Annotated in this window: 16 protein-coding genes, 1 tRNA gene and 4 pseudogenes; 9 read left to right on the forward strand and 12 right to left on the reverse strand. The window is 67.9% G+C overall.

The annotated features are described in order from the left end of the window. Nucleotides 1-215 precede the first annotated feature (215 nt). Nucleotides 216-1,232, forward strand: a complete 1,017-nt coding sequence (locus N4G66_RS38170) for an NAD(P)H-dependent glycerol-3-phosphate dehydrogenase (protein ID WP_261708929.1) — start codon at nt 216-218, stop codon at nt 1,230-1,232. A 542-nt stretch (nt 1,233-1,774) separates the two neighbouring features. Continuing rightward, nucleotides 1,775-2,332: a hypothetical protein gene (locus N4G66_RS38175; protein ID WP_261708886.1), complete on the forward strand. Its 558-nt coding sequence runs from the start codon at nt 1,775-1,777 to the stop codon at nt 2,330-2,332. A 40-nt stretch (nt 2,333-2,372) separates the two neighbouring features. Here the strand turns inward: N4G66_RS38175 and N4G66_RS38180 are convergent, their stop codons facing one another. From N4G66_RS38180 to N4G66_RS38205, 6 genes are all read right to left on the reverse strand, one after another. Beyond that, the gene (locus tag N4G66_RS38180) at nt 2,373-3,206 is read right to left on the reverse strand and encodes a serine hydrolase domain-containing protein (protein ID WP_261708887.1); all 834 of its coding nucleotides are present in this window, start codon (nt 3,204-3,206) and stop codon (nt 2,373-2,375) included. Between the two features lie 331 nt (nt 3,207-3,537). Next, the gene (locus N4G66_RS38185; protein ID WP_261708888.1) at nt 3,538-4,074 is read right to left on the reverse strand and encodes a hypothetical protein; all 537 of its coding nucleotides are present in this window, start codon (nt 4,072-4,074) and stop codon (nt 3,538-3,540) included. A gap of 96 nt (nt 4,075-4,170) precedes the next feature. Further along, entirely contained in the window at nt 4,171-5,166 is a 996-nt protein-coding gene (locus N4G66_RS38190) for an HTTM domain-containing protein (protein WP_261708889.1), read from the reverse strand. Continuing rightward, on the reverse strand, nt 5,163-5,801 hold the full coding sequence (locus N4G66_RS38195) for a DUF5819 family protein (RefSeq protein WP_261708890.1): 639 nt from the start codon (nt 5,799-5,801) through the stop codon (nt 5,163-5,165). Before N4G66_RS38195 ends, N4G66_RS38190 begins: the two co-directional genes overlap by 4 nt. Beyond that, entirely contained in the window at nt 5,798-6,121 is a 324-nt protein-coding gene (locus N4G66_RS38200; RefSeq protein ID WP_261708891.1) for a hypothetical protein, read from the reverse strand. Before N4G66_RS38200 ends, N4G66_RS38195 begins: the two co-directional genes overlap by 4 nt. 1,026 nt (nt 6,122-7,147) lie before the next feature. Then, nucleotides 7,148-7,519: a hypothetical protein gene (locus N4G66_RS38205; protein WP_261708892.1), complete on the reverse strand. Its 372-nt coding sequence runs from the start codon at nt 7,517-7,519 to the stop codon at nt 7,148-7,150. 104 nt (nt 7,520-7,623) lie between these two features. Here N4G66_RS38205 and N4G66_RS38210 point away from each other — a divergent pair. Together N4G66_RS38210 and N4G66_RS38215 are read left to right on the forward strand one after the other, a co-directional pair. Further along, nucleotides 7,624-7,983 (forward strand): annotated as a pseudogene (locus N4G66_RS38210) (helix-turn-helix domain-containing protein); the annotation flags it as partial. Nucleotides 7,984-8,117: 134 nt separating this feature from the next. After that, nucleotides 8,118-8,191 (forward strand) — tRNA-Met (locus N4G66_RS38215). Nucleotides 8,192-8,452: 261 nt separating this feature from the next. Here N4G66_RS38215 and N4G66_RS38220 read toward each other — a convergent pair. Together N4G66_RS38220 and N4G66_RS38225 are read right to left on the reverse strand one after the other, a co-directional pair. Then, nucleotides 8,453-8,665 carry a hypothetical protein gene (locus N4G66_RS38220; protein WP_261708934.1) on the reverse strand — a complete coding sequence of 71 codons (213 nt, stop codon included), beginning with the start codon at nt 8,663-8,665 and terminating at the stop codon, nt 8,453-8,455. 11 nt (nt 8,666-8,676) lie between these two features. Further along, nucleotides 8,677-8,787, reverse strand: a pseudogene (locus tag N4G66_RS38225) (IS5 family transposase); the annotation flags it as partial. A gap of 167 nt (nt 8,788-8,954) precedes the next feature. Between N4G66_RS38225 and N4G66_RS38230 the strand changes: the two are divergent. Further along, nucleotides 8,955-9,944, forward strand: coding sequence for an aldo/keto reductase (locus N4G66_RS38230; protein ID WP_261708893.1), 990 nt, complete (start codon nt 8,955-8,957; stop codon nt 9,942-9,944). Nucleotides 9,945-10,003: 59 nt separating this feature from the next. Here the strand turns inward: N4G66_RS38230 and N4G66_RS38235 are convergent. From N4G66_RS38235 to N4G66_RS38245, 3 genes and pseudogenes are all read right to left on the reverse strand, one after another. Next, nucleotides 10,004-10,204, reverse strand: a pseudogene (locus N4G66_RS38235) (site-specific integrase); the annotation flags it as partial. 372 nt (nt 10,205-10,576) lie between these two features. Further along, complete coding sequence (locus tag N4G66_RS38240) at nt 10,577-10,981, reverse strand: hypothetical protein (RefSeq protein WP_261708894.1); 405 nt, start codon at nt 10,979-10,981, stop codon at nt 10,577-10,579. A gap of 21 nt (nt 10,982-11,002) precedes the next feature. Continuing rightward, a complete protein-coding gene (locus N4G66_RS38245; RefSeq protein WP_261708895.1) occupies nt 11,003-11,203 on the reverse strand; it encodes a hypothetical protein in 201 nt (66 codons plus the stop codon). A gap of 186 nt (nt 11,204-11,389) precedes the next feature. On the opposite strand from N4G66_RS38245, the gene N4G66_RS46080 reads away from it, so the two are divergent. After that, a complete protein-coding gene (locus N4G66_RS46080) occupies nt 11,390-11,731 on the forward strand; it encodes a TetR-like C-terminal domain-containing protein (protein ID WP_391858956.1) in 342 nt (113 codons plus the stop codon). Between the two features lie 266 nt (nt 11,732-11,997). On the opposite strand, the gene N4G66_RS38250 is transcribed toward N4G66_RS46080, so the two are convergent. Beyond that, nucleotides 11,998-13,710 (reverse strand): subtype B tannase, encoded by a 1,713-nt coding sequence (locus N4G66_RS38250; protein WP_261708896.1) that lies wholly within the window; start codon nt 13,708-13,710, stop codon nt 11,998-12,000. A gap of 868 nt (nt 13,711-14,578) precedes the next feature. Between N4G66_RS38250 and N4G66_RS38255 the strand changes: the two genes are divergently transcribed. The 3 genes and pseudogenes from N4G66_RS38255 (at nt 14,579) to N4G66_RS38260 (ending at nt 17,565) form a co-directional block, all read left to right on the forward strand. Next, nucleotides 14,579-14,917 carry a thioredoxin family protein gene (locus N4G66_RS38255; protein ID WP_261708897.1) on the forward strand — a complete coding sequence of 113 codons (339 nt, stop codon included), beginning with the start codon at nt 14,579-14,581 and terminating at the stop codon, nt 14,915-14,917. A gap of 56 nt (nt 14,918-14,973) precedes the next feature. After that, nucleotides 14,974-15,060, forward strand: a pseudogene (locus N4G66_RS46295) (ATP-binding protein); the annotation flags it as partial. Between the two features lie 354 nt (nt 15,061-15,414). Continuing rightward, on the forward strand, nt 15,415-17,565 hold the full coding sequence (locus tag N4G66_RS38260; protein WP_261708898.1) for a prolyl oligopeptidase family serine peptidase: 2,151 nt from the start codon (nt 15,415-15,417) through the stop codon (nt 17,563-17,565). The last annotated feature ends 3 nt before the right edge of the window (nt 17,566-17,568 follow it).

Here is a 17,568-nt window from a genome sequence, read left to right on the forward strand (position 1 = left end):
CCTCAACGCCGAAACCGCGTGACGGGTCCCTTCACCAGGGTCTCCGTGGCTCTGTACGCAGGCTCACGAAGGCCAGCTGCGCCGGGAGCTCGGTGACGACCAGGCCGAGCGGGTCCAGCCGCGGCCGGCGACGCGCGAGGCCTTCGCCGTGTCGCTGAGGAGGCCTACGGACAGTGGATAGGGTCACCGGGGTCAGGGCTCGCGAGGCGGACGGGGTGTGTCGGGTGGCTCGGGTTGCGGTGCTCTCCGCGGGGTCGTGGGGGACGACGATGGCGAAGGTGTTCGCCGACGCCGGCAGCGACGTCACGATCCACGCCCGGCGACCCGAGGTCGTCGCCGAGATCAACGTCCGGCACCAGAACGCCCGGTACCTGCCCGACGTCGTCCTGCCCGACCGGCTCCGCGCGACGGCGGACCCGGTCGAGGCGCTCGCCGGGGCCCGACATGTAATGCTGTCGATCCCGGCGCAGACGCTGCGGGAGAACCTCGCCGCCTGGGCCCCGCACATCGAGCCGGACGCGGTCGTGGTGAGCTCGATGAAGGGCATCGAGACGCATTCCGGGCTGCGGATGTCGGAGGTGATCCACCAGGTCACGGGCATCCCGTTCGAGCGGATCGCGGTGCTGTCCGGGCCGAACCTGGCCCGGGAGATCGCCGACGGTCAGCCCGCCGCGTCCGTGATCGCCTGCCCCGACGAGACGGCCGCGGTCGCACTGCAGAAGGCGTGCCACACCCCGTACTTCCGCCCTTACACGGGCACGGACGTGGCGGGCTGCGAGCTCGGCGGGGCGATCAAGAACGTCATCGCACTTGCTGTCGGTCTCGCGGCCGGTTTGGGCATGGGCGACAACTCCCGTGCCCTGCTCGTCACCCGGGGCCTCGCGGAGACCGCGCGACTCGGCCAGGCGATGGGCGCCGACCCGCTGACCTTCTCCGGCCTCGCAGGGGCCGGCGACCTCATCGCCACCTGCTCCTCGCCGCTGTCCCGGAACCGGACCTTCGGCGAGCACCTCGGGCAGGGAATGAGCATGGAGGAAGCCACGACGGCGACGGGGCAGACGGCTGAGGGTGTGAAGTCGTGCCGGGCCATCCTGGACCTGTCGCGGGCCCACGGGGTCGAGATGCCGATCACCGAGGTCGTCGCCGCGGTGATCGACGGCACGACCAGCGTCCCGGACGCGACCGCCGCGCTCATGTCCCGGACGCCGAAGCCCGAGCAGTACAGCGCGTGATCGCCATCCGTGCAGGTCGCGCATACGCAAGAGCCGAGGTGGGGCCGCTTCGCCCCGCCACCACCCCTCAATGCACCCGTGCGACCCTCCAACTGGCGCCGCTCGAAGCCAACATGCCGGGGCGTCACAGCCAGCGTGGAGCTCCGGTGCGGCCGACATGGGAGGCCAGGAGGCCAGGTGAGCTGCGGAAGCCGGTAACAGGGATCAGTTCTCGAGACGCAGATCGGCGAGTTCTGCAAAACCGCATGGCCCATCACCCTCGACGCCCCACTGAGCTCCGGTGGGGCGTCGAGGGTGTCGGCACCTGCCAGCGAAAGAGACCGCAAGCACTCTTCTCCGGTGGTGGGTGTGCGATCCGATCAACGAGAGCAGAGAGCTCACCGCCGAATACGACACGAAGCCCGGTCTGATCCTGGATCGACAGGCTGCCACGCGGTGACGAGGGACGGGACGCGGGATTTCGGTTTTCGGCCGATCTGTTCCGTCAGTTGATCGGGGGGGCGCGGTCCCGACCCCGTCGGTCATCCGAGTGGTTCCAACTGGTGCGCACCCACCCGGTCCTGCTGCGCTGGGGCCTCTACCAGGCCGCCGTGTCCGGGGCGTTCAACGCCTTCTGGACGACCGTCTCCTTCGTCCTGACCGGGCCCCGCTTCCACTACTCCCCCATCGGGGTGGGCGTGTTCGCTCTCGTCGGCGCGGCGGGTCCCGCTATCGCCCCGTTCGCGGGGCGGTGGGCCGACCGGGCACTGGTGCGCCCGATGACCGGCGCCACCTTCGCGGTCGCGGGCTTCGGCGGACACAGCGTCGTGCTGATCGCCCTGGCCGCGGCCCTGATCGACATCGCCGTACAGACCACCCTCATCCCTCAGCCGGCACACCGTCTACCAGCTCGACCCGGCCGCCCGCACCCGGCTCAACAGCGCCTTCATCGCGACGTTCTTCATGGGCGGCGCGGCCGGATCCCGACTCGGCTCGGTCGTCTGCCACGCCGGAGGCTGGACCGCGCTCCCCCTGCTCGGCGCCGCGCTGCCGCTCCTGGCCCTCCCCTACTGGGCCACGGAGCGCGGGGGCGGAAGGCGCCGGGCCGGATCACGCCGTAGCGGCGGGCGGCCGGGAGCGTTCCATGTCCGCCCCTCAGCATCAAGTTCGGGGCCCGATGAAGAGTCTGAGCGTGTCCAGGGCCATCTTGTCCGTCACGGCACTTCGACCGGACAGACGGTGAACAAGAATCCAGCCCTGCGGTGAGGCTCCCGCGAAAACGGACGCGCCGCCTGTCGCGCCGTTGTGCCACACAAGGCTCCCCGCCTTCTGCCAGGCCGGTGCCGGTTCACCCAGCCTGCGGTCGACAAGCAGGTCGGTGAGGAGGCGGGCGGCGGCCCGGGGAGTGGCCCACAGTCCGCCGGCGGGAAGAATCGCGCCGTCCATGGTCCAGGGCTGCCGAGTCCGGCCGAACAGCCCCCTGCGGCACAGTCGTCTGCCGGACGGCGGATCGGTGGCGACGTCGGCGATGCCGAGGGGATCGAGGAGGTGGCGGTGCAGCAACTCCTCGTACGGGGTGCGGGTGGCCGCGACCAGAGCGGCACCCAGAAGCGCGTATCCGAGGTTGGAATACTCCTCGGCCGTCCCCGCGGGAGCCGTGACCAGGGTGTCGAGGTGCCGTGCGACCGAGTCCAGGGCGTCGGCGTCGAAAGCCGCGTAGGGATCGCGCCCGCTGATGCCGGGAGGCATTCGAGGAAGGCCCGAGGTGTGCTCGGCAAGCCGGCGCAGGGTGATTCCCGTGCCGCTGGGCACCGGCAGGAACAGCTCCAGCGGGTCGTCGAGGCTCAGGACACCGTCGTCGGCCAAGGCCGTCAGGACTGTCGCGGTGAGCGGCTTGGTCAACGAACCGATCTGTACGAACAGGTCGGGGTTGTGGCCGTGAGAGATCTGGGGTGCCTGAAAGCTGCTGAGTATGCAGGTGGGAACTCGGATCATGATGATCTTCTGTCGTGTGTTCGGGGCGGCGCGCGTGCCGCCGTGCCGACGGGCGTGCGACGCCGGTGGGTGACTGTCCGGCGATGGATGAATCGAGCGGTCTCCCTGATGGCGGCCATCCGCTGGAACAGACCAATGATCGCGGTCCGTTGACCGGGGCGGATCGCAATGAGCTCCGGTCCGGCTGGAGTTGGCCGTGTGGTGGGCCAGTTCCTCGAAGACGTCAGCAGGTGTGCCGGTGCGGGCGGGGTCTGGACCGAACGGATGCGGGCAGCGGCCTGCGTGGAGTCACGCTGCCGCCGCTCGGCGAGTGGACGCGCGGGGCGCCCGCTCAGGCCGACGCGAGCCAGAGTTCGAGGAGAGCCTCCCGCTCGCGCGACCGGAGAACTCTGGCCGGCCGGGTCTGTTCCCACCACTCGGTCATGACGGTGGGAGTGGCGGTGCCCCGTGTGAAGCGGCTGATCAACTGGCGGGAGAGATCGACCTCGCGCCCGGAGTAGGCGACGGCGGCGCTGGAGTGGACAGGCGTCAGGACCGTGCCATCGGGTGCGGCGATGGATACGGTCATCTCGGTGGGACTGCTCGGCACCCAGGCGTCCAGGGCTGCCGCGGCGAAGGTCGCGGCGTGGGTCGCCCAGCGTTGCAGAGTGGAGCGGACCGGGACTTCGGTGACCTCGAGGCCCTCTATGTCGGACCACGCCCAGTCACGTTCGTGTGGACCGGTGACGCGGGGCCCTGAGGTCTTCAGCACCACGCAAGGAGCCGGTGCCGTCGCCGGGGCACCCACGTACACGCCGTCTGCTGAGACCCAGAACAGTCCCACCGTGGTGCCGTCGCCGTGGGATCGGAGGGGCGGGGTCGCTTCCATTGCCTGTCTGTCTCTCCTTGGTGGAATGCTGCAACCGCGAGCTTGCACGGCGCACGGTATCGAAGTGCGGCCTTCCGGCCGAAGGCGCCGGGAAGGCTACACCGACTCCTCCGCGAGCGTGACTTCGACCGCGCGGCCGCCTGGCTCCTTCTCGTTCCGGGCTCTCCGGATCGGCCGGACGGCCAGATTCGCCACGGCGGAAACGGCCTTGCCGAGTTCCTTGTCGAGAAAGACGAGGTCACAGGCGATCATCGTCAAAGCGAAACCAGTCAGGCCCATGCACAGACCAATGGCAACGTGGAAGCTGATCGACATGGCGGCGGCCCAGGGCCGGAGCGCGGGGACCAGCACTCCGAGGGGGAAGTAGACGAGGAAGATGACGGTCATGTACGTCCCGGCCACAACCAGGAAATCGTTGTGATAGATGAGGTTCGAGACGCCGGGGAACGCGAACTCCGGAACGCGGAGCACATAGAACAGGGCGGTTCCGTCCTGCCACATCTGTCCCTGCACCTTGTACAGACCGCTGACGACATACACCAGGCACATCTGCGACGCGATCGCCACAACGCCGAGATTGTGCAGAGGCGTTGCCAGTGAACGCACCTGCGTCGGCAGGCGCCGGCCGAGCCTTTTCGCGCGGCCGGAGGAAAAGGAGAACCGGTCGTAGCAGCGGGTGGCCAGGAGCATCGGGAGCACCAGGTAGGCGAGGTTGTCGCCACCGTCGAGCAGGACCGGCTGACGTTCGTAGAGGGACCACAGGAACACCCAGTGGCAGGCGAGTCCGGCCCTGCCGCCGATGCCCAGGGTCACCATCAGAGCGGTGATCAGGCCCAGATGGAAGACCAGTTGGAACCATGCCTCCGACGAACTCCACGCATACAGGCTGAAGGAGCCGTTGCTGTGGACCTGCGCAACGAATTCCCGCCATGGAAGAACGGCGTCAGGACCGAAGAGGTAGTCCCGGTCGGCGTACTGACTGACATAGAACATCAGGCCGACGAACCCCAGGAGGGCACGGGTTCCGGAGACGCCGACGACACCGAACGGCACCGAACTCCACCTGTCGACCGTGGAGATGAACTTCTTCATCCGACGTCCTCCGCATTCCGCCACTTCAGATCCTCGAAGCGGGTCGTGCCCCTGGCGGAGGAATCCTTGCGCCGCGACCATGAAGGCAGCTCGTGTACGTACATGCGCACCTGCACGGCGGAGGGCGAGCCGTCACACACGTTCGACAGCTGGGACAGTGAGTAGCGCGCGAGGAAGGTCTCTGCCTCCTTCCGGGAAGTCTTCTCATAGGGAAGGAGAGGAACCGGTCGCTTCTTCTTCTCCATCTCCTTGTTCCGAAGTCGCGCCAGAACCGGATCGGGACTGTCCATCTGTGTGATGGTCCCGCTGACGAGCCGGTTGATGCGAGACGGAAAGAACCGGTCGTGCTGAACTCTGGCCACGTAAGGGCGGGAGACGTCATAGAAGCCGGTGGCCCTGCCGTTCGCGCACTTGGCCCGCGCGAGAATGCCACGGTCGTCCGACAGGGGGTCCGGGGCGAAAAGCATCCAGTTCTGCGACAGATACGGTTCCGTCAGCGCGTTCATCTCGTCGTAGTAGCGCAGCTTGACGGGGTTCAGGGGTGTCTGGGTCAACGCCGCGATGGACAGGTAGGCGCCCAGGAGGGCGGCCCCGGCAATGAGGACCGCCCTCCTGAGGACAACGTGCTCGGTCACTTGTCGAAGACCGTGTCGACCGCCTCGACCCCGTCGACACCCTTGGCGGGCGCCACGTGAGTCCCGAAGAAGTCGTTGGCCACCTGACCGGCCGCCTTCGCCACGTGCGGGCAGGCCGCACGACCGTGGACCGCGGCCTTGCCCACGACCTTGCCCAGAAGACTGCCCAGGCCCGCGGGCGCCCTCTCGACGCCCGGCCGGACAACCGCCGGAGCGGAATCCGCCTGCGGCGCGGCGGCTTGCGCGGTCCCCTGCATGCTGAGCACAGCCGCGACGCCACCCATGGTGATGCCGGCCACGGCGAACAGCTTCTTCTTCATCTTCTCTCCTTGCGCCTGTCGAATTCCGATCAGGCTTTCTCATTGCTCGGCGCATGCCGAGCCATAGAAGAAGGAAGGAATGTTGACAGCACAGAACAGTGCCGCCGATGCCGGTGCTTCGCACAAGTCAAAAGCACCCGGCTCCCCCTACTGACACGGGGCCACTGCGGCATGTGGTCAGCATGCCGCCCTGCCGGTACCGGATATCCGGTACTCCAGCGCTGTCCCCGTTGGCTCGAATACTGGCACACCTCGAATCTATGTTTCTCACCAGTAACACCCCGGAGTGACTGAAAACGATCAACAGAACCGGCCAACCGCACCCGAAATGATCCAAAATTCAATATTTACTTCCACTCAAAACCAGACACGCCCGAGGCCCCCTTGTTGATCATGGACCGGCATCCCTCCGCTCCCTGCCGGGAACGGCTTGGCCGAAAATGCACCCTTCCGCTGGAGCCCGTACGCCCTGATGCCCCCTCAAGGTCCGGTGCCGGCGTCCGGACCGTGCACTCAGGGCCGGTGGAAGGAAATACGTGGCCGGCGCCCCCGTACCCGGCAAAGTGGACGCCACCTGGCGCCCTGCGGCCGATTCGTCATCGAGTCGGGCGTTCCGCCGCTGAGCTTCCTGCCCGCTTCAGACATCCGCGAGCGCAGCCTCCGACGCCTTGATGCGCGACAGGTGGTGGATGGGATCGGAGCCTTGGGCTTTCGTGAAGGCTTCCGCCGACGTTCCGGCCCTGGTACGCGCAGATGCCGGCGCCAGAGCAAGAGCGGAACAGGGGCTTGTCAGCGCAGGTCAGGTCAGATGCGCTGAACGCGAGGATCATCGAGCGCCTTACGAGCTTGGCTCGCGTGGCGGACACCGCACTGTCGCCACGCGATACGACAAGCCCGCCGTCCGCTACGAGCCGACCGTGCTGATTGCAGCTTTAACGAATGGCTTTGATCGGAGGTGGCCTTCCCGACCTCGTTCACCAGTCCCGGCCGGCGGTCAGCTCCTCCGCATCCGCGTCCGTACAGGTCCTAGGGCAGCGGGAAGGCCGTGCACTTCGGGTCGTCCAGGCATGCCTGCATCTCATCCTGGCTCGCCTGGTTCCGCGTATTCAGCGCCTCTATGTACATCTCCGCCTGACCTGGCAGGCCTCCGCATTCAGTGGGCTTGGCATCCTTGTAGGTGTCGGAGTTGACGTAGGCGTCGGGGTCGGCGTTCCTGCTGTCGATGGTCTTGGACCACGCGTCGACGCATGCTGCCCGCTTCTGGGCGGCGCTGAGTTCGGGTGTCTTTGCTGCTGTGACGGTGACGGCGGTTTTCGGTTTACTGCCGGGGTTGGAGCAGCCGACCAGCACGAGAGCGGCGACGGTGGCGAGTGCGACGGTGGCCGTTCTGCGGTTCATGGTTTTCCCAGGTTTGTGCGGTGTCGGGATGCTACTGAACCTGAACGAGTGATGTCGGGGGCGTTCGGCAGATCCAGAGCTCCTGGTCCGGTAGTGCTGGGACTGTGAGGTATGCGCAAGGTGGGGGCTTCACCGACGCGGAGAGGGCTGCTCGCGAGCGAGTGCGTCCGGATGCGGTGGCCCGGTTCGAGGCCGGGCAGACGACCAGAGCCATCGCGACCGCGCTCAGGGTGCCGGAGCGGTCGGTGGAGCGGTGGCGACGTCAGCGGCGTGAGGGCGGTCCAGCTGGTGTCGCCTCGAAAGGGTCGCCTGGCCGATCCCGGCTGTCCGACGGCCAAATCGCCAGGCTGGAACGGAAGTTGGAGCGCGGTCCACTCGTACATGACTGGGCTGATCAGCGGTGGACGTTGGCCCGTGCGAAGACCCTGATCGGTCGGATGTTCCACGTCTCCTACACCGTGGACCCGGACATCGCCTTCGGGTGAGCAGACCGGGGCGGGCGGGCAACGGGTGAAGCATCGGCTTCGCCGCGTAAGGGTCCTGCGTCGTAGGGTGGTCTTCGGTGCTTGCCGTGATGGCGTATGGTGGGGAATACCGACGCGGGGTGGAGCAGCTCGGTAGCTCGCTGGGCTCATAACCCAGAGGTCGCAGGTTCAAATCCTGTCCCCGCTACTGCTGGAGAGGGCCCGGATCCACACGATCCGGGCCCTCTCCCTTTCCCGGACGATCGCCCGCCTGGCTCCTGCCTGGTACGAGGCCGGGCGGCTGGGCATCGCAGCTGGCTGCGCGGGCAGTGTTCGGCGTCGTACCGGCGCGGCGCCGGCCTCGGCGGCAGGTTCGGCTCTGAGCGCGGCGTGCAGCAGCTGGTGGTGGGCCATCGGCGGCCCGGACTCGTGACGGTCCCGGCCGGGCCGTCACGACGGGCGGAGTCCGTCAGTCCCGGTAGTCGGGGGCGATCCGGTCGGGCAGGCGGAGCATCGTGGTCCATGCGAGTTCGAGCGCGGCATTGTCGTGCAGATCGCCTTCGGCCCTCCCCTCGAACTGCCGGACGGTGTGTTCGCACACCTCGTACGGCGGGACGACGAGCGCGGCGCCGCCGGCCTGGGCTGCGATCTGGATGTCGCAGGCCATCTCCCGGTAGTACATCCGCAGGAACGCAGCGTATCCGTGGCCACGTGACGCTTGCGCCCTTTGATCTTCTTGTCGACGTCGACGCCCTGCCTGTCCTCAGCGACGTTCGCCGAGGTCTTCACGCTCTGCGCATCGATCGACTTGCGCTGGAGTGCGCTCGAACTCGTAGCGTCGCAGACACCACTACGGCGCACGAAGCCCGTGTCGCCATCCGCCTCTCACGGGATGCCGGCGTTGGAATTCGCCGGTTGAATCGATGAGGGGCTTCGTGCGCTCGAACGACAGGGAAAGGCTGGGACACGACATGCAGAAACGCAGTCTGCGGGACCTCCAGGTATCACCCATCGGCCTTGGGTGTATGGGCATGTCCGCCTTCTACGGATCCACCGATCGGCAGGAGAGCATCGCGACCATCCGGCGCGCCCTCGACCTCGGGGTGAACTTTCTCGACACCGCGCAGATGTACGGGCCGCTCACCAACGAGTCGCTCGTCGGCGAGGCGATCCGGGGACATCGCGAGGAGTACGTGATCGCGACGAAGTTCAACTACCGGATGGACAACGCCGTGCCGGGCGACATCAGTACGGTCGGTCCGCAGGACGGCTCGGCCGAGCACGTCCGCACCTCCGTCCACGGCTCCCTGCAACGTCTGGGTACCGACCACATCGACCTGTACTACCAGCACCGGGTCGACCCGAACGTACCCATCGAGGAGACGGTCGGCGCGCTGGGAGAACTGGTGACCGAGGGCAAGGTGCGGTGCATCGGCCTGAGCGAGGCGAGCTCGGAGACCATCCGGCGCGCCCACGCGGTGCACCCGGTCACCGCGGTGCAGAGCGAGTACTCGCTGTGGTCACGGGACGTGGAGGCCGAGGTGCTGCCCGCCTGCCGTGAGCTGGGCATCGGCTTCGTGCCGTACTCGCCGCTCGGCCGCGGCTTCCTCGCCGGGCGGTTCACCTCGACGGACGAACTGGACGCGAACGACTGGCGCCGGGAGAACCCGCGTTTCCAGGACGCCAACCTGAAGGCGAACCTGCAGCTGGCGGCAAAGGTGAAGGAGATCGCCGCCGAGAAGGACGTGAGCCCGGCCCAGCTGGCAATCGCCTGGGTGCTGGCCCAGGGTGAGGACCTGGTGCCGATCCCGGGCACCAAGCGCCGCACCTACTTGGAACAGAACGCCGCCGCGGTCGGCATCGCGCTGACCGAGGAGGACCTGGCCCGCATCGATGCGGAGCTGCCCGAGGCGGCGGGTGAGCGGTATGACGAGGCAGGGATGCGAGCCGTCGATCGGTAGCGGGTGTGTGGCCGGACAGAGGACACACGGCTGCCAGGGGCACCGACGTCCAGCTCATCCAGCAGGGCGCGGGCCTGGCCGATCTCGTCGTCCGCCACCGTCACGAGCGGCCGGGCCTCACCGAACCGCTCGGCGGTCCTGCCCACCTCGATCCCGTAGTTCCGGACCGTGTTCGCGTTGCCCAGCGAGTCCAGGAAGACGTCGGCCGCCGCCCGGGCGGTGAGTATCTTGCAGGTCGGCAGCTGCACGACGGTGGGCATCGCTTCCGCTTGCCACAGATATCCGCTTGCCACAGATAACAGGGCCGCTCCGCACAGCAGCCGGAGAACGTCACCGCAGGCGACGGATCAAGCTACCGCAGATATTGGGGCGTTATCTACGGGAAGACTTCTGCGCCGCCCTCCGGCCGACATCCCGTCAGCCGCCCACCAGCGGCGCGGAAGGCTGAGCGCCAGTTTCCGTTCCGATGTTCCTCAACCCCCGAAAGCCCTGTGAGTTCACGGGAACTGAAGGTTTCTCGTTGGGAACCCGAGGGTCTGGTGTCCAGTTTCCCGGGTGCTGCTTCTTGGGTTCGTTGTGAACCCGCGCGTGTGACCTCGCTGATGTGCGGGTGTGTGCCGCCCGGACTCAGTTCACGCTTCGTCACGGTGGGTGAGGTGGCCGTCCGCGAGCCGCCAGTAGTGCTGATGGGGAGTCAGTTGCCAGGTCTCGTTGGCGGCGATCGCCTGCGTGATCCATTCGTGGAGTTGCGGGAGCGCATACGCCCGTAGAACAGCGCGGGTGGCAGCCCGTTCAGCGGTATCGACCGGGTGGACGTCTATGCGGAAGCCGACCATGTCCGGGTTCATGCTGCGGCCGTAGTTGCGGGAGATCGGAGCGATCCATTCTGCTCCCAGAACGATGGTCTCGCTGTCAGTTCCGGTGAGGAACCGCAGGTCCGTGACTCGGGTCATGTAGGGGCCGAGACACTCGTTGATGTCGGTGGTGGTCAGTGGCCAGGCACGGTGCCGGGGCAGTCTTCGATTTCGTGCGGACATGGAAAGCAGAATGGCAGAAGGTCACTGTCGGCCCTCACGGGATTTCTGTTCGGCGGCCGCTTCCAGAAGCTGTCGGGTGCAGTCCGCGTAACGCATCGCGGTCTTCTCGTCGAGTCCGAAAACCTCGGCGAGGTGGAGTGGGTCGGGCCCGTGGGTGAGGGCCTCTGCGAGTTGCTGCTCGACGCGGAGCCGCTCCAGCGCCGCGCCCTGCCCTGCCCGCACATCGAAGCGCTGATCCAGTGGTTGCCGGCGCGGCTGGTCCTGGTAGCGGTCTGGTTGTTGATCAGCAGGGCGCGAGCCCTTCCAGACGCTCGGCGAGCCAGCGCCCGAAGGAGGGCCTCGCTGTCGTCCAGGAAGATCCCCATCGCGTTCATGATCTCGCGCAGGTCGCGCTCGGGCGGGCGCCCGATGTTCAGGCGATCGGCACTGATACGCAGCGTGGCCGCAGCGGCGGAGCAGAACTCCGCTCCGCTCCGGGCGGTGCGCGACGGTCTCGTCCAGCCGTTGTCAGCCGCTCTCGAGCGCATGCTCCGGCGTGCCATCGGCCGAGGAGAGATTGACCGGGGCCGCCCCGGGCCGGCATTCGTACCGCCCATGTCGCTGGGCCCAGTGATGGTCCACGACCTGCTCGACCGTCAGGAACCTGTACCTGTACCTGTACCTGCACCTGCACCTGCACCTGCAGCGCTCGCCTCCCACTTCACAGCCGTCAGCGTGCCCGCACTCAGCTCCCGTCCTCCCCTCAGGTGATCTCGCCCTCTGCCCTTCAGCAAGCAGGAGACCCCGACACCGGACAACGAGACGGATCACATGTCGCGATCCGGGACCGACCCTTCACCCGCACCGCAGACGGACGCCGACAGTCCCCCGGTCCACGCTCGTGCATCTGCTCCCCGGCCGGCGCCGGTGCAGTCGGCGCCGGCCGGACAAGTGCGTGCGCAGCCGGCGGGCGCTGAACCCGCGGAGCCCGGGGCGCCAGGGCACCGGGCCCACTCCGCCGTCACGCATCGGCGGGCCTATTCGTGACGGCCGGGGGCAAGCGGGGTGCCGGCATTGCGGACGACGCCGGCGATCCAGGCCATGGCCTCGGGCACGTCATAGTTGCCGGCGTGCGGCTGGTTCCAGGCGAGCTGGTAGTCGACGTTCTTGACCTGCTTGTCCGCTTCGAGCGCGCGGTCGAGGTTGAGCGAGATGATGAACGAGGTGTCCCGGTCGCGGGTGCCGTTGCGGACGTACCAGTTCGGCGCGGTGTCGGCGCTGGTGCCGACGAAGTCCATCGGGTTGATCAGGTGGACCTGGTCGTCGACGGTGGTGCTCTTCTTGCTGGTGTACTGGTCCCAAGTCAGCCCGGTGTCGTCGGTGCCGCTTCCGTCGCCGGCGACATTGTTGTGATTCCAGCTGTACTCGGTGTAGTTCATGTACTTCTGGGTCGACGGGCCGAAGAGGTTGGTCTCGGTGCCGCTGGTGGTGTTGCCGTTGACGCCCACGGCGTCGAAGGCGGGAGTCGTCTTGAGGGCGGCCTGGGTGGCGACAAAGGCGAGGTACTTCGCCATGTCGACAGAGAGCACCTTGTCGGTGGCGTTGTCGGCGTCGATCCAGTCGTTGACGTACGACTTCGTGGTGGGCGGGCCTCCGGGGCCACCGGACTGGATCTCAAAGGTGCCGCCCAGAGGCGGAATCGTGTAGGCGGGATCCGTCTTCATATAGGTCTCCGCGGAGCGGATGACCTCTTTCCTGATGGTGTCGAGCATGTTCGCAGCGGTGAGCTGGGAGCCGTCGGGGTTGCGCAGCCCGAGCCTCTTCTCGTACGCGGGAAACTGGGCCGCGATAGCGGCGGCGTCCACCGGCGACGGGTTCTCACCGGTGGTATCGCGGGTGGCGAGGATGTTGTACAGCCACTCATAGGCTCTGTCGGCGTTGCCGAGGTCGGTGATCGGGCAGTACGCGTTGACGGCGAAGACGTCATCGCGCAGGGTGCTCCGGCCACTCGCGTCGATGCCTGCGGCGCCGATCGCGGCAAGGTAGGGGTTGTACTCGCCGCTGTTGCCGGACGCGCCCAGGATCGAGGACAGTGCGCCGCCGCCGCTGGTGCCGTTCACGACGATCCGCTCGGCGCTGCCGGGCATCGTTGCGTCGTTGAGGCGCAGGTAGCGGACGGCAGCCTTGGCGTCGGCCACCGCGGCAGGGGCTTTGCCCGGAGACGTGCCGTCGGCGCCGATCAGTCCGCGGCTGCGGTTGGCGACGTCGGCGAAGACATAGCCGGCCTTCAGCGCGGCGCCGACGTTGCTCGTCGCGCTGTTGTAGGAGGTGCCGTTGGTCACGCCGGCCTTGATGTAACTGGCCATCCAGCCGCTGTTGTTCACCGCGAAGTAGATCGGCGTCTGCTGGTTGCCAAAGGCGCTTTCGGGGACGAACACGTTCATGCTCTCGTAGCCGCAGGCGGTGTTGGGGATCGTCGTGCTGCCGCCGCCGGGACCGCCGGGCTGCTGCGCCGCCGCAGCGACCGGGTTCGCGACGTAGCAGATCTCCTTGTACCAGCGCACGTTCATCGGCTGGCCGTCGACCGAGACGGTGATCGTCGTGTAGGCGGTGGAGTCGAAGGCCAGCGCGGCGTCCTGTGGGTCTGCGAAATGGGCGCTTCCCCGCGAGTGGGCCGCTCCGGTGGCGGCCGCCGCGACGGAGGCCGGCACCGGGGCGGCAGTAAGCACGAGGGAGCCCGTGATCGCCATGACTCTCAGGAAATCTCTACTGATCACCGGGTGTCCTCCGCGCTTGCCCGTCGCTCGGGTCAGTGCATCGCGTCCGAAGGACGCAGTGGGCCGCTGCATGGGCGTCTCCCCTGATTGAGCACCAAGTGCTCCGCTGATGCCTTGGGGCCAAGGCGTGACGGACGCTACAAGATTGTTAACAATATGCCTAGCAATCTATCGGACACTTTTGCTGACACTTTTCACTCCTGCGGACTTCCGGACAGCTCTCAGCCGGCCAACTGCGGACAACCCGACCGCCCCTGCCCGACAGGCGGGGTAGGCCCTTCCCTGCCTTGCCCTGCCCTGCCCTGTCCAGGCAGGACGCACCTGGAAGCTCCGCACCGAGCAGCCCGACCAGATGAGTCGAAAGGGGCCCAACAAACGCAGTACCGGGCCGCGGACTCAGGAACCGATGCATCGGTCGCGGCCGACGCCTCCGGCCGTTGTCTTGGGCGACAGAATCGTTGACCACGTGCCCCGCACAGCCACGTCTCCCCCGCGTTGGAGCTCGCGGGATCTCAGCGCCGATGGGAGGCGGCAACGGCATGCGGGTTCCCCTATCCGAACAGGTGTTGGCCTGTCGAGCACGCACACCCTCGAATGCCGTGCGTGCGGATGCGACATCACCACACCCGCACGAACAGCTGATCTCATACGCTCAGCCCAGCCCGAAAGCGCACCGGGCAAGGTCATCCAAAGAAGCGGCCTGGGTCGTTCCATTGGCGAGGCAGTGAGAGCGGGCAGGCTCCCGTCCGACAGGTCGGCCGGACGACCGGCCGGGCCGGCCTGGCGCACCGCGCGGGGGATGATGGGGATGGAATGACGGAACGCGAGGTCAGGAGCTTCCATGGCGAAGCGGGTCCACCAGCCCCGTGAGGACGCGGAGTTCGATTTCATCCTCGGGATGAGCAGAGTCCCGGTCCTCGCATACTTCACCGGGACATGGCCCAAGGCGATCGAGCCCTGCCGGGCGATGGACCTCGTCGTGGGTGGCATCGCCGACGAGTACACGGGCCGCCTGACGGCCGTCCGCACCGACATGACGCGCTGTCCGTCCGCAACCGAGCGATACGGGATCACCGGAGCCCCGTCCTACGTCCTGCTGAAGGAAGGAGAGGCGGTGGCCCACGGCACGGGGCCCATGACCATCGCCGAGGTACGGAAGTTCCTGGACGGTCACCTCTGAGCAGCCGCCGCGGCACCGGGGCCGCTGCCGTCCGTCACGCAAGCCGTGGGCGTGCTGTCCTCCGCCAGGACGAGATCACCCGCCGCGAGACCGTCGCCTTCCAGCGCAGGCTCCAGCGGGCGAAGTTCGAGCAGCAGGTCACTGCGGTTTTTTCCCGCTCTCCCGGAAGGGCCTCGTTGTACAGGCCGCCACCGGGCCTATCGCGCGGCCCCGTACGGGTTATTTCGGTACGGCGACACGGTGTCCACGCGGAAGAAGGGGGAGTCAGTCTCCGGACCCGGACACGGGCTGACGAAATATCGCAAAGAAAGGTGGAAGAGATGCCTCTCCCCCTCCCCCTCCCCCTTCCCCTCCCCCTCCCCGCTGACGAGGTCATGTGCCTTGAGGAGTGGCGTCTGGAACTCGCTGAGGGCGACACCGACTGATTCGTTGCCGTTTCCGGCGGCGGATCCTTGTGCGAGGGTCCGCCGCCTCAACTGTGAGGGGAGTCGATGAACGTGACGGACGCATCCACGCTGCGGCGGCCGGTCGTGGATGAGGTGCAGGGGCGGCTGGTGCCAGATCCGTACCGGTGGCTGGAGGACGACACGGCGGCCGAATGCGCGCAGTGGCTTGCCACCCAGGATCAGATGCTCGCCAAGCACTCATCGGCCTGGCGGACGAGGCCCGCTTTCCGGGCACTCCTTGGTGAGCTGATGGACTGCGGGGGCGCGGCGGTGCCTGCGGTGTCGGCGCCTGTGGTGCGGGGGCGGCGGCGGTTCTTGCTGCGCCGGCGGGCTGGGCAGGAGCTGCCGGTGCTGGTCACCGTCACGGGCGGGGAAGGGTGGGAGGTCGAGGATGTAGTGCTCGACCCGATGGGCCTGGATCCGTCCGGGAGGACGGCGCTGTTGGCGTGGCGGGCGTCGTGGTCGGGGCGGCTGGTGGCTTTCCAGGTGGCGGCCGACGGCGCGGAGGCGCCTGTTCTGCGGGTACTGGACGTCGCTGACGGCCGGGTGGTGGACGGGCCGTTGGCTCTGGGCCGGCCGACCGCGGTGGCCTGGCTGCCTGACGACACGGGCTTTTACTACGTGACCGGGTCGGTGGGCGAACCGCGCCGGGTGAGACTGCACCGCATCGGGGACGATCCCGCGCACGATCCGGTCGTTTTCGAAACGGCGATGCGCCACCTGTCGGTTTCCCTGGGCCCCGAGGGCCGCTGGCTGCTGGTGAGCGCCGCACCCGGGGCGCAGACCGGCAACGTTCTGTACCTGGCGGACTTGGAAGCTGATGTGACCGGCGGGCGGGGGCTCGGCACGCCGGATCTGGTGACGGTTCACGACGGGACGTCCGACGGCAGCAGCGCTCTGGTCAAAACCGGCCCGCGAGGTCTGCTGTATGCCATCACCAACGCGGGAGCTCCGCGCGGGCGGGTGTGCCTGCTCGATCCGGCGCAGCCGCGCTCTGCGGCCTGGACCACCGTCGTCGAGCCCGGCCCCGACGTCCTGCTGTCCGCCTGCACCGCCTTGAGTGATGCGGGCAGCGGGGAGATGAGGCTGCTGGTGAGCACCGTAAGCAACGGCGTTCCCAGCCTCGCTCTGCACGAGGTGACCGGGCGGCTGCTCACCGACATCCCCACGCCGGGGACTGGTCCGGGCACGATCAGCGGTCTGACGACCCCGCCGGGGGACGCGGACCGGGTGTGGTTTCGCTACACCGACTTCCTCACTCCTCCGGCCGTCTACCGGTTCGAGCTGCCGCAGGAGCGGTGCCTGCCAGAAACGAGCCACCTGCTCCAGACAACGCCCGTCCGCCCCCGAACGCCGGTGCCCCGGCAGGAACCACCTGTCGTACGGCAGCTCACCTACCTCTCCGAGGACGGCACCCCTGTCGGCCTGTACCTCATCACCCCTCCCGGGCCCGTTCACGGCCCGCGCCCCGCTCTGCTGACCGCCTACGGAGGCTTCGGCGCCTCCGTGGCCCCCGCCTACTCGCCCACCATCACCGCCTGGGTCCGGGCCGGCGGCATCTACGCCGTGGCCGGCGTCCGCGGCGGCGGCGAACACGGCACCACCTGGCACGCCGCGGGCAGCGGACCCAACAAACCCAACGCCTTCGCCGACTTCGCGGCCGCCGCCTGCCACCTCATCGACGAGGGCCTGACCACCCCCGCCCAGCTCGCCGTCAAAGGGTCCTCACACAGCGGACTGATGGTCGCCGTCGCCATCACCCGCAACCCCGAGCTCTACGCCGCTGCCGTCTGCTCCGACACCCTGACCGACATGGTCCGCTATCCCCTGTTCGGCCAGGGCGCGTGGTGGACAAACGAGTTCGGTACGCCAGACGATGCCGGCCTGCTCGACACGCTGCTCAGCTACTCGCCCTACCACAACGTCCGCCCTGGCACCCCTTACCCCGCCGTCCTCCTTACCAGCACACGCATCGACCCCCGGGTCGGCGCCGCCCACATGCGCAAATTCACCGCCGCCCTCCAACACGCCACCACAAGCGGCAAACCCGTCCTCCTGCGCACCGAAGACGGAGTCGGCCACGGCTCCCGCGCTCCCTCCCACTACGCCGACCTCCACAGCGACGCCCTCGCCTTCTGCGCGGAACACACCGGCCTCACATCCCCCGGAGACCGGAAAAATCGTGGGAGGGGTGAGCCCTGACCG

Source organism: Streptomyces rhizosphaerihabitans (assembly GCF_025399795.1).
Lineage (GTDB): Bacteria > Actinomycetota > Actinomycetes > Streptomycetales > Streptomycetaceae > Streptomyces > Streptomyces rhizosphaerihabitans.

What these genes read in the sequence shown, in the direction of transcription:
- N4G66_RS38205 (WP_261708892.1), bottom strand. Translation starts at nt 7,519, where the DNA reads ATGAACCGCAGAACGGCCACCGTCGCACTCGCCACCGTCGCCGCTCTC.
- N4G66_RS46080 (WP_391858956.1), top strand. Translation starts at nt 11,390, where the DNA reads ATGTTCAGGCGATCGGCACTGATACGCAGCGTGGCCGCAGCGGCGGAG.
- N4G66_RS38250 (WP_261708896.1), bottom strand. Translation starts at nt 13,710, where the DNA reads ATGGCGATCACGGGCTCCCTCGTGCTTACTGCCGCCCCGGTGCCGGCC.
- N4G66_RS38220 (WP_261708934.1), bottom strand. Translation starts at nt 8,665, where the DNA reads ATGTACTACCGGGAGATGGCCTGCGACATCCAGATCGCAGCCCAGGCC.
- N4G66_RS38190 (WP_261708889.1), bottom strand. Translation starts at nt 5,166, where the DNA reads ATGAAGAAGTTCATCTCCACGGTCGACAGGTGGAGTTCGGTGCCGTTC.
- N4G66_RS38240 (WP_261708894.1), bottom strand. Translation starts at nt 10,981, where the DNA reads ATGTCCGCACGAAATCGAAGACTGCCCCGGCACCGTGCCTGGCCACTG.
- N4G66_RS38185 (WP_261708888.1), bottom strand. Translation starts at nt 4,074, where the DNA reads ATGGAAGCGACCCCGCCCCTCCGATCCCACGGCGACGGCACCACGGTG.
- N4G66_RS38180 (WP_261708887.1), bottom strand. Translation starts at nt 3,206, where the DNA reads ATGATCCGAGTTCCCACCTGCATACTCAGCAGCTTTCAGGCACCCCAG.
- N4G66_RS38230 (WP_261708893.1), top strand. Translation starts at nt 8,955, where the DNA reads ATGCAGAAACGCAGTCTGCGGGACCTCCAGGTATCACCCATCGGCCTT.
- N4G66_RS38200 (WP_261708891.1), bottom strand. Translation starts at nt 6,121, where the DNA reads ATGAAGAAGAAGCTGTTCGCCGTGGCCGGCATCACCATGGGTGGCGTC.
- N4G66_RS38255 (WP_261708897.1), top strand. Translation starts at nt 14,579, where the DNA reads ATGGCGAAGCGGGTCCACCAGCCCCGTGAGGACGCGGAGTTCGATTTC.